This is a genomic window from Streptomyces sp. MUSC 14, assembly GCF_001866675.1.
Lineage (GTDB): Bacteria > Actinomycetota > Actinomycetes > Streptomycetales > Streptomycetaceae > Streptomyces.
This window is the reverse complement of sequence record NZ_MLYN01000007.1, coordinates 392,501-405,325: the sequence shown is the minus strand read 5'-3', so window position 1 is coordinate 405,325 and position 12,825 is coordinate 392,501. Positions and strand designations below refer to the sequence as shown.

At 69.4% G+C, this 12,825-nt stretch carries 13 protein-coding genes; 12 read left to right on the top strand and 1 reads right to left on the bottom strand.

What is annotated here, in order from left to right:
- The first annotated feature begins 8 nt into the window (after nucleotides 1-8).
- The gene (locus BIV25_RS03130; protein WP_071370643.1) at nucleotides 9-1,247 is read left to right on the top strand and encodes a site-specific integrase; all 1,239 of its coding nucleotides are present in this window, start codon (nucleotides 9-11) and stop codon (nucleotides 1,245-1,247) included.
- 695 nt (nucleotides 1,248-1,942) lie between these two features.
- Here the strand turns inward: BIV25_RS03130 and BIV25_RS50250 are convergent.
- Complete coding sequence (locus BIV25_RS50250) at nucleotides 1,943-2,371, bottom strand: hypothetical protein (protein ID WP_143076578.1); 429 nt, start codon at nucleotides 2,369-2,371, stop codon at nucleotides 1,943-1,945.
- 605 nt (nucleotides 2,372-2,976) lie between these two features.
- Here BIV25_RS50250 and BIV25_RS03125 point away from each other — a divergent pair.
- The 11 genes from BIV25_RS03125 (at nucleotide 2,977) to BIV25_RS03075 (ending at nucleotide 12,590) form a co-directional block, all read left to right on the top strand.
- Entirely contained in the window at nucleotides 2,977-3,726 is a 750-nt protein-coding gene (locus BIV25_RS03125) for a DUF2786 domain-containing protein (RefSeq protein WP_071370518.1), read from the top strand.
- A gap of 109 nt (nucleotides 3,727-3,835) precedes the next feature.
- Complete coding sequence (locus BIV25_RS50245; protein WP_143076577.1) at nucleotides 3,836-4,210, top strand: hypothetical protein; 375 nt, start codon at nucleotides 3,836-3,838, stop codon at nucleotides 4,208-4,210.
- Between the two features lie 144 nt (nucleotides 4,211-4,354).
- Complete coding sequence (locus BIV25_RS03120; RefSeq protein WP_071370517.1) at nucleotides 4,355-6,121, top strand: ParB N-terminal domain-containing protein; 1,767 nt, start codon at nucleotides 4,355-4,357, stop codon at nucleotides 6,119-6,121.
- Between the two features lie 65 nt (nucleotides 6,122-6,186).
- The gene (locus BIV25_RS03115) at nucleotides 6,187-6,609 is read left to right on the top strand and encodes a hypothetical protein (RefSeq protein WP_071370516.1); all 423 of its coding nucleotides are present in this window, start codon (nucleotides 6,187-6,189) and stop codon (nucleotides 6,607-6,609) included.
- A gap of 135 nt (nucleotides 6,610-6,744) precedes the next feature.
- The gene (locus tag BIV25_RS03110) at nucleotides 6,745-7,962 is read left to right on the top strand and encodes a hypothetical protein (RefSeq protein ID WP_071370515.1); all 1,218 of its coding nucleotides are present in this window, start codon (nucleotides 6,745-6,747) and stop codon (nucleotides 7,960-7,962) included.
- A 361-nt stretch (nucleotides 7,963-8,323) separates the two neighbouring features.
- Nucleotides 8,324-9,052: a hypothetical protein gene (locus BIV25_RS03100; protein WP_071370513.1), complete on the top strand. Its 729-nt coding sequence runs from the start codon at nucleotides 8,324-8,326 to the stop codon at nucleotides 9,050-9,052.
- A complete protein-coding gene (locus BIV25_RS03095; protein WP_143076576.1) occupies nucleotides 9,052-9,432 on the top strand; it encodes a hypothetical protein in 381 nt (126 codons plus the stop codon). Before BIV25_RS03100 ends, BIV25_RS03095 begins: the two co-directional genes overlap by 1 nt.
- 550 nt (nucleotides 9,433-9,982) lie before the next feature.
- Nucleotides 9,983-10,615, top strand: coding sequence for a hypothetical protein (locus BIV25_RS03090; RefSeq protein ID WP_071370511.1), 633 nt, complete (start codon nucleotides 9,983-9,985; stop codon nucleotides 10,613-10,615).
- Between the two features lie 59 nt (nucleotides 10,616-10,674).
- Nucleotides 10,675-11,034, top strand: coding sequence for a hypothetical protein (locus BIV25_RS03085; protein ID WP_071370510.1), 360 nt, complete (start codon nucleotides 10,675-10,677; stop codon nucleotides 11,032-11,034).
- A 123-nt stretch (nucleotides 11,035-11,157) separates the two neighbouring features.
- Nucleotides 11,158-12,048: a hypothetical protein gene (locus BIV25_RS03080; protein WP_143076575.1), complete on the top strand. Its 891-nt coding sequence runs from the start codon at nucleotides 11,158-11,160 to the stop codon at nucleotides 12,046-12,048.
- Nucleotides 12,049-12,167: 119 nt separating this feature from the next.
- Entirely contained in the window at nucleotides 12,168-12,590 is a 423-nt protein-coding gene (locus BIV25_RS03075) for a DUF6409 family protein (RefSeq protein ID WP_071370508.1), read from the top strand.
- Nucleotides 12,591-12,825 lie beyond the last annotated feature (235 nt).

Below are 12,825 nucleotides of genomic sequence, written 5' to 3'. Positions count from 1 at the left end.
TTCCCTCCATGGCCTCAATTTTGACCAACCAACTCAAGGATGGAGCTTGCTCCTACACCGTCAGGTGGTACGCCGGCGGCGCCCGGTCGGGGGATCGGCAGAGGGAGACCTTCGACGATCTCAAGACGGCGGAACGTTTCCGCGACCTCGTCAATGGTCACGGACAGCAATGGCCGCCGGGGTGGGTCAAGGGTGAGGGGTTCGTCGAACCCGACGAGTCTGAGGTACCGGATGCCGAGATGTTCTCGGCGTACGCCCATGCCTATGTAGGGTTGTTGACGGATATATCGGATCACACACGGATCAACTACACCAGGTTCATTGACCGTCACATGGTCCCGTGGTTCGGGGAGCTGACGGTCTCCGACCGCGGAAGCAGGCTCACGCGCGACCACGTCAGTCAGTGGATACTCGACCTCCAGAACGGAAAGCGCGGTCCACTTCACGACCCTGGGACCGTGCGTCGGCCGTACGCGCCGAAGACGATCGCGAACCTCCACGGGTTGCTGTTCAGCATCCTCCAGTCCGCTGTGGAGTCCGACCCGTCACTGCGTGACTCGAATCCCTGTCAGCACACCCGCCTGCCCAAGGGGAACGAGACCGAGGACGACGAGGTGTTCCTCGAACCCGAGGAGTACGCCGTGCTCCGGGCGCACCTGCGCGCCGACGCCGTGGACATCATCGACGCCCTGGTGAGTACCGGACTCCGTTGGGGTGAGGTGACGGCGCTGCAATCCCGCGACTTCACCTTCGTCTCCAAGCGGCCTACCCTCCGCGTGCAGCGCGCGTGGAAGCGGCATGGGGAGGGCGGCGGAACGTTCCTTGGGGCACCCAAGACGAAGAAGTCGCGCCGTACGCTCGTGCTCACTCCTGACCAGGTGAAGTTGTTCAAGCGGCTCTGCCTCGGGAAGAAGCCGGACGAGCTGGTCTTCACGGCCCCTGAAGGCGGTGCCTGGCACTCCGGGGTGTTCCACGCGCACCGCTGGAAGCCCGCCCTGGATGCTGCGAACAAGGCTGGTCTGACCAAGCGCCCGCGCATCCACGATCTTCGTCACACGCATGCCTCCTGGCTCATCGCAGGCAAGGTTCCGCTTCCTGTGATTCAGGCTCGCCTTGGGCACGAGTCGATCACTACGACCGTCGACAGGTACGGGCACCTGTTGGAGTCCTCGGATGACGAGGTCGTGGCAGCCGTTAAGTGGGCGATGAGCGCCGCGGTACAGCAGGATCTCGCTGATGCGGCTTGAGGATTCTCCGCGGATGGCGTGGGGCGGGACACTCACCAGTGTGGGTGTCCCGCCCCACGTCATCCGTTTCGCTTCACCAGAGGCTGAGCGGTCTGCCTTCTGCGATGGCGGCTCGAATGCGGTCGGCGATCTCCGGCTGGGACTCGCCGTTGGCCCGGCCGGCGCGGATGGTGGCACCGATCGCGCGTGATCGTTCGGCAGGTCCACGGAGGTCTGCCAGGGGGCTGCCGGGGTCTCTGCGGCGAGCCAGCCACTCGGCGCGGTTCTCCGCCGCGGTGCCGAGCCGTAGGTGGGCTGGCTGCTGGCATGAATGGTTGTCACAGGTGTGGCAAACGGTCGGGCTGTCGTTCCCCCAGCCGAGACGCGGTATGACGCCGTGCGCCAGCTGGTATCCGTACAGGTGGCCCGGCACGGTGCCGCGGCGAGTCCTGCCCGGCCGTGACGCCGCTCGGAAACTGGCGTGGCCCGTACTGGAGATGCCGGCCGCCCAAAACCAGCAGTGCGAGGCGGAAGACGTGCGATATACCTTGGCCCAGTACCGGGCCCGAACCGTCTCGTCGGCCAACCACGCTGTCCACTCAACCGCCGGGATACGCACCGGCGTTGGCTCGCCGACCAGGGCCAGTTGTTCGTCAACAGGAGCGGGCCCGGACCTGACCGCAGTGTGCGGGAACAGTCCGGGGCCGAAGTCGCTCTCAGGCGGCATCAGCCCGGCCGTCATCCGGCACAGCAGCTGAGGCCGGAACATTGGCAATGGGAGGCGAAGGCGGAGCCGGAGCCTCTGCTCGTGGCGTGCGGGTACGACGGGTGCGCGGGCGCTCGGCCTGAGCACGCAGTGCTTCGATGATCTCCTTGGCGCGGGCGGCGGTAACAGGCTTCGCCTCACGCTCCAGGTCCTCCGCCGGTACGCCCAGCAGCGCAGCGACCAATTCCGCATCGTTGTCGAACAGCCGGAGGACAACCGCGGCGGCCTCCCGAGCCGCGACGTCGGCCTCCTCCTTCGCTCGCGCTGCCTTCACTGCTGCCTCACGCGTGGCCAAGACGTTCGCCGCAGCTATCTCTCGCGTCTTCGCCTGAAGCGCCTCAACGGCGCGAACCCGCCGCCGCAACTCCGCCGCGCTCACTGCTGCCGATGTTGTGCTCACCTGTTACCCCAGTCCCGTTCGAAGCTGCTGCTCATCGGGCGCACCGTAGGCACAAGTCCGCGGACATCTCGAACCAGAGGGTCTCGGCCTCTGCCTCCGCTGCCCTAGGTAGCGCACGTCCGGCCAGGGGTGCCGGCTTCAGAATTTTCGTGCCTCCGGCGGGTCCTCTCTCGGAGGGGGTGGGGGCTGGTTGGTTGGGTGCGGCGCCGTCGTGGTGAAGGTGGTGGAAGGCGGGGTTCCCTCCTCGGCCGGACACCCGGGGGGCGTACCAGGAACCCGGTCACGGCGTCCAGGCCGGGCCGCTTCGCGGTCGCTTCGCGAGCCTGGACACCGCGCCCGGAACCCTGGTCCGGCGGAGCTGTCCGACCGAGGAGGGAACCCCGCCTAGGCCCGTTGTGGCCGGGCCCGGCCGGGCGGGTGCGGGCCGGTGGGGTGTGAAAAGGGCAGGTCAGGGCCCTTGTTCGGGTTGACCGAGACCCTAGAACATGGTTTAATTAATGATGTCGGAAGGGGAGGGCAACACCCCGACCGGCGCCCCGACGTCGAGCTGACCTTGGGTCCCACTCTCACTAGGAGGCAGAGCTATGAGCACCCCGCAGGCAGGCGTGAACCCTAAGTTGGCCACCATTCAGGCACTGCTGGCCAAGGCCGAGGACCCCGCAACCTCCGAGGCGGAAGCCGAGCTGGCCCGCACGCGGGCGATGGAGATGATGGCGAAGTACGGTGTTGATGAAGCTCTGTTGAGCGACGGGCAGCCGTCGCGAGACGCGATCACCAGCCTGTACATCGACCTGCCCAACCCGTGGTCCATGTCCCGCGTCCGCCTCATGTACCTCATAGCCGAAGCCGTCGGATGTCAGGCCATCCACCTCGGAGCGCTGGGGGCCGGAGGCGTACGTCGCGTCCATATCGTCGGATACGAGTCCGACGTCCAGCGTGCCGAGATCCTTTACGCCTCCCTCCTGCTCCAGATGTTCCACGGGCTCAGTGCGCAGGCTGTCCCGTACGGAGTCCGCAGCGCGCGAGCGTGGCGGAACTCCTGGCAGCTCGGATTCATCGAGCGTGTCATCCAACGGCTCAAGGCGATCGAGGAGGCCGCCCGAGCCGCAGCCAGCGGGGAAACGTCGGCCACCGGCCGCAGTGGCGAACTCGTACTGGCCGACCGTGAGGCCATGGTTCAGGCCGCGTTCCGGCAGGAACATCCGCGTATCCGGTCGTCGCGCGGATCGTACAGCGGCGCCGGGTACGGCCACGGTGCCGCCGCAGGCGACCGCGCCGATATCGGAGGTACTCGCCGTGTCGGTGCCGCCACGGTCGGAGCGCTCACAGCCTGAGCCGACCGTCCCGCCGGGGCGGTAGCCCGCCGCCCCGGCCGGGGCCGTCGCCGTCGATCACCAGATCCTTTCAGGGGAGAACGTAATGCGAATCGGAAACCATGAGGCATTGAGCTTCCACACCAACCAGCAGACCGGTATGCGAACGGTGTTGCTCCGTGAAGGACAGGAGTGGGTTACTGCTGTCGTCCCGAAGCCTTTCGGTCCCGCACCTGCCGAATGGTGGCACGGCCACTATCACGGTGGGAGCTATGAAAGTGCACTTCATGACTTTCTCGGCCGTTCTGAACTCACCACACAGCAACGGAAGTTTGCCCAGCGTGCGCAGTCCCTTCTCGCTGAGTGGGAAGCTGACGCCGACCCATCCTCGGGGCAGCGTGAATGCGACCAGGAGGATGCGGAAAGCGCCACCAGCTCTTTTGAGGACAGGGTGATATCGCTCCTGTACGACCTTGCGGACACCTTGCGAGGCGAACCTGAGTGACGGTGATCACATGACTTTCGATTGCCCCACCCCTCAGAATGTGGTTTAATTAATGGTGTCGGAAGGGGAGGGCAACACCCCGACCGGCACCCCCTCACCGGGCCGAATGGCCCGACGAAACTCTCACCAGGAAGAGAAGGGCCGATGACCATCACCAAGACCGAGGCCGGCGTCCCGTGGCCCACCCTCACCCTCACCGTCGCCGAACTCGCCGCGCACCCCGGCAACCTCCGCGACATCAAGGCCCCGGCCGATCTGCTGGCCGACGTCAAGGACAACGGCGTCGTCGAGCCGCTGTACGTCGTGCGGACCCACGGCGACGTGCCGCAGGTCATTGACGGGTTCCAGCGGCTGGCCGCCGCCGTCGCCGCAGGGCTGGAGAGCGTTCCGGTCACGCCCCGCCCCGTGATCCGGATCGACGCGCTCACCCCGCACCCGAAGAACGCCCGTGAAGACCTTGACCTCAGTGCGCCGTTCGTGGAATCGCTCCGCGCCGAGGGGTGCCGCATCCCCGTCAAGATCCAGCGGCTCGACGGCGGAGTACTTCAGGTCAACGACGGGAACCGTCGCTACCACGCAGCGAAGGACGCGGGTCTTACCCATCTGCCGTACGAGTGGGAGGACGACGACCGCGACGAGGCCGGGCAGTTCCTCGACATGATCACAACCGCTCAGCACCGCAAGAGCCTCACCATGGCCGAGATGAACCAGGCCATGTTCAGCGCCGCCGAGGCGGGCGCGCAGGTCGGCCGCATCGCCAAGGCCGCAGGCGTGCGGCAGAAGGACGTCAAGACGCTGGTCAAGGTCCGATCCGACGAGAAGCTGTCGGCCGCCGTCAGTGGCGCGAGCAGCTACGAGTGGACGTTCGAGCACCTGGCCGCGCTCTCGGAGTTCGCCGACGACACCGAAGCGCTCGCCGCGATCACCGAGGCCGCCGCCGAGGACGACGCTGACGAGGGAGACGTGGACTGGGCCATCGCCATCGAGCGGACCAAGCGCGACAAGCGGACCAAGGCCGAGGCCCACCGCGCGGACCTGGAGGCGGCCGGGCAGAAGATCCGGGACGCCGAGGAGCTGTCCGAGCGCACCATGCCCGTGTGGCGACTGCGCGGCATCAGCACCGAGGAGCACGCCGAGTGCAAGGGTCTGGTGTGGGTGTTCGACGAGCGGCGAGGCGACCGGTACGAGCCCTACTGCTCCGCCCCCGGCCTGTACGGGCACACGGTGCCCGAGGGCGGCAACGGCACCGGCGGCACGAAGACCGCCGCCGAGGTGGAGGCCGAGCGCGCCGCCCGCGCCGCCGTCAAGAAGGGGAACATCGACTGGGACGCGGCAGAGGCCCTGCGGCGGAAGTGGATCACCGACCTGATCAAGCGGCGGAACCTCCCGAAGGTCACGACCAACACCCTGATCGGTCACGTGAATAACGCTCTGCTGAACGGTAGTTGGGGAATCTGCGACGACCTGAACAAGGAGCCGACGAGCGAGATCCTGGCCGCCTTCCTGGGCCTGAACAGCGAGCAGGCCAAGGACCGGGGCAGCTTCGCCGGGCACGTCGCCAAGGACCCCCGCAGGGCCCCGCAGCTCCAGTTCGCCGCCATCGCCGCCGTCCGGGAGAAGTGCGCGAACCGGTCCGCGTGGAGGACGGACAGCCAGCGAGCCCCGTGGACGCGGACGCCCACCGGCCGGTGGTTCCAGGTGCTCGCGTCCCTCGGGTACCCGCTCACGCCCATTGAGCAGTCGGTCGTGGACGATGAGCCCTACGACCCGTCGAAGAAGAAGCCCCGCGCGGCGATCACGTCCGGCAGTGAGCCGGAGGCCGAGCAGGAGCCCGGCACCGACGAGGAGACGGGCGAGCCGGAGGCCGAGGAAGCCGACGACCCGGCCAGCGACGACGAAGCCGCCGCCTAACCGCCTCAGCCGTCCGACGCCGGGGGCGGAACCCTCCCGCCCCCGGCCATCCCGGGAGCCCCACAGTGACCCGTACAGCTTCGTTCGAGACCCACGCCGACGACCACGGTTGCGGATGCGTCCCCGCCCCCGCCGAGCCCGACCCCGGCACCACCGCCGACATCATGCAGGCCCGCGCCATCGCGGGCGGACTCGCGGAGTTCGGCATCGGGCCCGCCCGCTGGTCCGCCGCCTACGACCACCAGGCCGCCGCCGTCGTCCTGCGCGTGGACACCCCGCGCGGACTGTACGCGCTCGCCATCCCGGCTCCCGGCCAGCCGTTCCCCGTCCGCCACCGGGGCGAGCGCATCGGAGCACTGGACTGCCGCCGCACCTACGGCACTGCCGACAGCTACACCGCCGCACTGTTCGCCGCGTTCCTGCGCGACCGCGCCGCACTCGACATTCCCGGCCGGGATGCTTGCCCCACACCTCAAAACATGGTTTAATTAATGGTGTCGGAGGGGGAGGGCAACCCCCTCCGACACCACGGGCCGCAAGTCGGCCCCGACCCCGGCCGTGCGCGGAGGGCAACCCGCCCGGCCGGGCGCTCGATTCCTCTCTCACCAGCAGGAGCACCCACGATGACCAGCGCAGCCATGCGGTTTTCCGCCCCGGCCACGGCCCAGTCCCGCGTCCGTCAGCTTGTCGAGGCCGCCAACGCCCGCGCCGCCGTCCACCAGCTCACCGCGTACGCGCTCGACATCTCCAAGCCGTTCCTTGCCGACTACCACGACATCGACGGCCGCCTGATCGGCCAGCGCCCCACCGTCACCGTGACGATCTCCGGTGACATCCCCCGTCACCACGGCTGGACCGTCATCGCCCGCCTGGACCACGACGAGGAGGGCGAGACGATCACCAGCCTGTTCCCCGGACTTCCTGAGCAGGACGCCGAGGCCGCGCGCCAGTACCGCGCCATCGAGAACTTCTGCCACGGGTGCGCCGTCGCCCGCCACCGCACCGCCACCTATCTCGCGCGCCACGAGAACGGCGAGATGCGGCAGTTGGGCACGACGTGCGTCGAGCCGTACACCGGTCTGCCGATCAAGGGGCTTGAGGCGCTGTGGCGGTTCGGCACGCTGAAGGACTCCGATTGGGACGGCGACGAGGGCGGCATCCCGGCCGATCTCCGTGTCCCGGTGATCGAGGTCCTGCGGGTGACCGCCGCCATCGTGAACGCCGAAGGCCGCTTCTACAGCCGCTCCGAGCAGTGGAAGAACACGATGCCGACCGCCGACGGCGTCGAAGCGTACTTCTTCGACCGCAAGGCCCCGATGGACTGGCGGGCCGCCATCGACGCCGACCCCGACGCGCCGACCACCGCCGCCGCCGTCCGGGCATGGGCCGTCCAGGGATACGGCAGCCTCTCCGACTACCGCCACAAGGTGGGCCAGCTCGCCAAGGCGGAAACGGTCGACCCGCGTCACCTGCCAACGCTCGTGTCCGCCATCGCCGGTTGGTACCGCGACCAGGAGAAGGAGGCCACCGAGCGAGCCGCCCAGAACAGCAAGCCGCAGGGCACCGTGGGCGAGCGCATCACCACCAACGCCACCGTCACCACCGTGATCGAGCTGGAGGGCCGCACGTACGGCTACCACACCCAGCGCCGCCGACTGGTGAAGTTCCAGGACGGCGACGGAAACGTGTTCGTCTGGTTCAGCTCCGCCGCCGACGTCCCCGACCAGGGCGACGAGGTCGAGCTGACCGGCACGGTCAAGGACCACAGCATCTACGGCGAGACCGCACAGACCGTGCTCACCCGGTGCCGCGTCGCCGCACACGAACCGGTCGCCGCGTAGCAGCAGCCCGGCCGGGCGGGAGCCACCGCCCGGCCGGACCCCGGCCGCCGGGCCGTGGGGTGGGCGGCATCGAGCCGCCCACCCCACGCTCCGCCCACCACCGACCGGGGCCGCCCACGTCGGCGGCCGGCCCCGCTCACCGGCCCCCCTCCGGGACGACTCAGCCCGGCCCGGCTCGCAGCCGGCCGGAACGTCCGGGCCGCAGGCGGCCCTCCCGCCCCGTCCGGACGCCGGGCCGATGGACGTGCCCTTCGGGCACGACGGCCCTGTCCATCGCGCTCCGCGCGACCACGGGCGGCACCTCCCCGACGAAGGAACGGCACGCCGCCGACCGCACCACCGAGATCCAGAGGAACAGCCGATGCCCGAGAACGCGTCCGCCGTCCAACATCAGGTTGCCCTCGCGGGAGACACGTCTCCGCAGACCTGTCTCCAGGTCGCCAGACAGGCCGCGATCCTCGCCGTCACCGCAGCCGACGACGCCATGACTGCCGTGTGCCGTAGCCGATCCGGCGCCGCCGCCCGCCTGGAGGCGGCCATGCACGCGGCCCACAAGGAAGCCGTCGAAGCCGAGGGTCACGCCGACCGCGCCGAGCAATACGCCGACGACCCCACCATGCCGAGCAGTGCCCCCTTGTACTGCGCCCGTGCGGCCGTCGACCACGCTGTTCGGGCGCAGTCGGCCGCCGGAGTCGAGACGACGGCCGCCGACCTGCGGGCCGAGTTGGAGCGGAAGTTGACGGCGGCCGAGTACGCCGAGCGGGAGACCGAACGCCGCCGGGAAGAAGCCGAGCGGGAGGCCGAGGAGCGTGCGGCCACCGGCATGGACGCGGACAACCGGGACCGGGCGGCGAGGAACCGCTATCTCGCCGAAGGGCACGTTGCCGAACTCGGTTGGACGGCGGGACACGTCCGTGTGCTGGAGGCCGCCGCGTCCGGGCGCCATACTGGCGAGACGGGAGGGCCCGGCAGGCAGCACGGCGCGGCGTGTGGAACGGTGGCCGGCGGATCAGCCGCGAGCGAACCGCAGCCCTGTTCGCATCGCGGTTCCTCGTCGCCGTCCGTCAGGACGACGGCACCCGCGTACTGATGCCCAGCCCGATGGGCCAAGTCGCCCTTGAACTGGCCCGGCTCCATCCCGCCGGGCTCCACGGCAGCGACAAGGCCGCCTACGAGGCACGGTTCGCCCGGGGACGGCGACGCCACAAGCGTCGCGACGACCAGAAAGCCGCCGCCCGAGTGCTCCCGCCGCTCGATTCCAGCGCGCGGAAGTTGTACCGGAAGCCGGTCACCCTCACCGAACAGCAGGCCCGCGCCGAGCGCGACGCCGTCGACCGGTGGGAGGACGAGGGCGGCTACTGCCCCGGCGCGGACACTCCGCGCCCCGCAGCAGGCGCCCCCGCGAACCCGCCCGTCCGGATCATCCTGCCCCTGCACCGGCACACCGCCGTGCAACCCGCCTTGTGGTGACGGTGATGCATCCGAGGAGCCCTCCGCACCACCCGCGGACCCCGGCCGCACAGGCGCCGCGTCCGACCAACAGCGACTCCGGCGAACAGATTCTTTGGGTGCCGGCCAGGGCGAAAGGCAGCCTCCGGCGGGTCCTCCTCGGAGGGGGTGGGGGCTGGTCGGTCGGGTGCGGGAGCGTTGTGGTGCGGGTGGTGAAGGCGGGGTTCCCTCCTCGGCCGGACACCCAGGGGGCGTATCAGGAACCCGGGCACGGCGTCCAGGCCGAGCCGCTGCGCGGTCGCTGCGCGAGCCAGGACACCGCGCCCGGAACCCTGATACGGCGGAGCTGTCCGACCGAGGAGGGAACCCCGCCCAGGCCCGTTGTGGCCGGGCCCGGCCGGGCGGGTGCGGGTCGATGGGGCGAGAAAAGAGCAGGTCAGAGCATGTATCCGGGTTGACCCAACCCCTAGAATATGGTTTAATTAGTGATGCCGGAAGGGGAGGGCAACCCCCGACCGGCACCCGGTAGGCCGACCGGCCGCCGACAACCTCTCTCACCAGGAGATGGACGATGAACATGCCTCTCACCGTCGCGGAACTGTCCCACCCGATCGCTCTCGAACTCGGCGGAAACTGGCGACCGCAGCCCGCGCGCCACGGCGTCCAGGAGCTGGACCACGCCGCCACGTTCACCCATCTGGACGGCCGACAGCTCCACCTCTCCGAACGGTTCGACGACCCCGGACATCTGCAGATCCGGGGCGCGTTCCCCGCCACCGACTATCCGTTCCGCAGGGGCGAGCGTGACACGGTCCGAGTTGCCATGAGCGAGGACCCGGCGGACATCGCGGCCCGGATCGCTGCCGACCTCATCCCCGTGCACCGCGAGGTTCACGAGCGGGTGAAGGGGCACAACCGTGCACAGGCCGCAATGCGTCGGGGTGTTGAGGAAGCCGCACGCGATCTCTCCGCCCGACTTCCCGGAGCGCAAACCCGAATCGACGGCACAACCGCCTTTGTCTACATGGATCTTGAACCGGGTGAAGTCCGTATCGGACTCGACGGCGACACGGTGAGTCTTGTACTCAACGACGTGCCCCGGCTTATCGCTGACGCCGTCGTATTCGCGGTGAGCCGATTCCTTCCCCATGTTCAGACCCCCGAGGGAGAGCGCGGCGAATACGTCGACGGATACGCCCTCTAATTCCCACGCGTCACGGCGGCGCGCTACCCCAGCGCGCCGCCCCCCAGACAGGCCCCAGGATGAGCGCCGACGTATTCACGATCGAGCCGCAATGGATCGTGCAGGCCCCGCACCTCCGGTGCACCCTCAAACGCGCCCTTGCGCTCCAGGCCACACAGGGCGTGTGGTCCGGCACCGAGCACATCAACAACGCCGTGGCGATGGCCTACGGCGATCAACTCCCGGACTCCGGCCGATGGGAACTGACCCGTTCCCAACTCCGCACACTCAAAATCGCCATTGAGTGGCGCAGGGTCAGGCGCGCGGCCAGCGACAAGACGACCGCCCCCGATATCCTCGAACGCTGGACGCAAATAGAGGATGAGGTCATAGCCGCATACCGGGCCGTGAGCAACGAAGCAGGGTTGTACTGGATTTAGGGGGGTTGCCGATCACCTAAGAACATGGTTTAATTAATTGTGTCGGAAGGGGGAGGGCAACCCCCCAACTGACACCGTGGGGCCAGCCGGCCCCGGACGATCTCTCACCAGGAGGACCGCGACATGCCCCGTAAGCCGAAGATGACCGACGAAGAGCGCCGGGCCTACTCCGCCAAGATGCGCGGTGAACTCGAAGCCGTCATGGATCGCGCGTACGGCGCGATGGTCGCCAGTGAAGACTTCTGGGCCACCGTCATGCGCACGGCCGCGAACCTGACCCACCCGGACCGCGACGACCGCAGCCCCGCCAACTGCATCGCCATCGCCGCCCAGCACCCCAACGCCACCCACGTACTCAGCTCCGGAGACTGGCGAAAGGCCGGACGCTTCCCGGTCAAGGGCTCCACCTCCCTCCGCATCTGGACGCCGATCAAGCGGCGGCCCGAGGAGGGTCAGGAGGCCACGGCCGCAGCCGCCGACGGCGGGCAGCGCGAGGCCACCGGCAAGGCCGCCGGGGGTGAGACGCGCAAGGTGTCCGGCTTCAAAGCCGGGCCGGTTTTCGACATCAGTCAGACCGATGGCGACGCCTACGAGCCGCCCGCCGCCGCCCCGCTCGCCGCCGAGGTCATCCGCGATGTCCTGGTGAACCAGTACCGCGACCAGTACCACGAGGACCCCGAGCAGGCCGGAGGGTTCGACTTCACCCAGGAAGCCCCCGATAACGCCGTCCGCATCCTGCTGTACGGCCACGCGTGGCGACGTATCAGCGAGGCGGACGCCCCCCTTCCCGGCCAGCACGCCGCCGAAGTCGCCTCAGCCGCCCACGTCGCCGCGCTCATCCTGAAGATCACTCCGGGCCCCGCCGTCATGCCACCGCTCGCGGGCATCATCACCCAGGATAAGAAGCCCCCGGTACACGAATCCGCCGTCCGGGCAATCGAGACCGGCCGCGCCATCGCCCGCGCCGTCACGATGGTCGCCGAGCGCCGCCGCGAACTTGCCGTGGCCGGTTGACCCAGGCCCAGAAACATGGTTTAATTAATGGTATCGGAAGGGGGAGGGCAACCCCCCGACCGACACCCCCGCCGGGGCCGACCGGCCCCGGCGGAATCTCTCACCAGACAGGACACGACATGCTCACCACCGACCAGAAGCCCACCGTCCAGGACTTCCCCACCGCGACGCTCGTGATCGGCGGACCCTGGTTCCGGGGCCGCCAGCTCGACACCCGCCCCGCCGTCGTCGTCGGCCCGTTCGGCGGGCCGGAGTTCGCGGGCGAGGCCACCATGTCCGTGGTCTGGTTCTTCACCCTCGGTGCCCCGCAGCCGGGCGACAGCGTCCAGGCGATGTTCCCGCACGAGCTGACCCCGCTGGACGACACGCTGACCACGATGCGCCAGGACACGTTCCGCGACATCGTCCGCAGCCTGCGCCGGGGCCGGTTCGCCTACGACGACGGGGACGCGCTCCGCGCCGCCGTCCGCCAGGCATGGCGCGAGCGGACCGGGCTGGCCGACGCCGACCCGGCCGCCCGCCACACGCTCCACCGCAGCTGACCAAGGCCCCGCCGGTTCGGGGGGAGGGCAACACCTCCGGACCGGCGGGCCCCCAGCACTCAAGCGGACACCCCTTCGGGGCGGCAGGACAGGTCCGGTGCGTTCACCGCCGCCGGCCGACTCCGCCGCAGGCGGCTCCGCCGACCGACGACGGGCACCGGACTGCAGCGGACGCGCCCCGCGGGGGCGCGGCAGCCCCTGCCGTCGCGCAGGGCGCGACGGCCCGCGAGCCGAT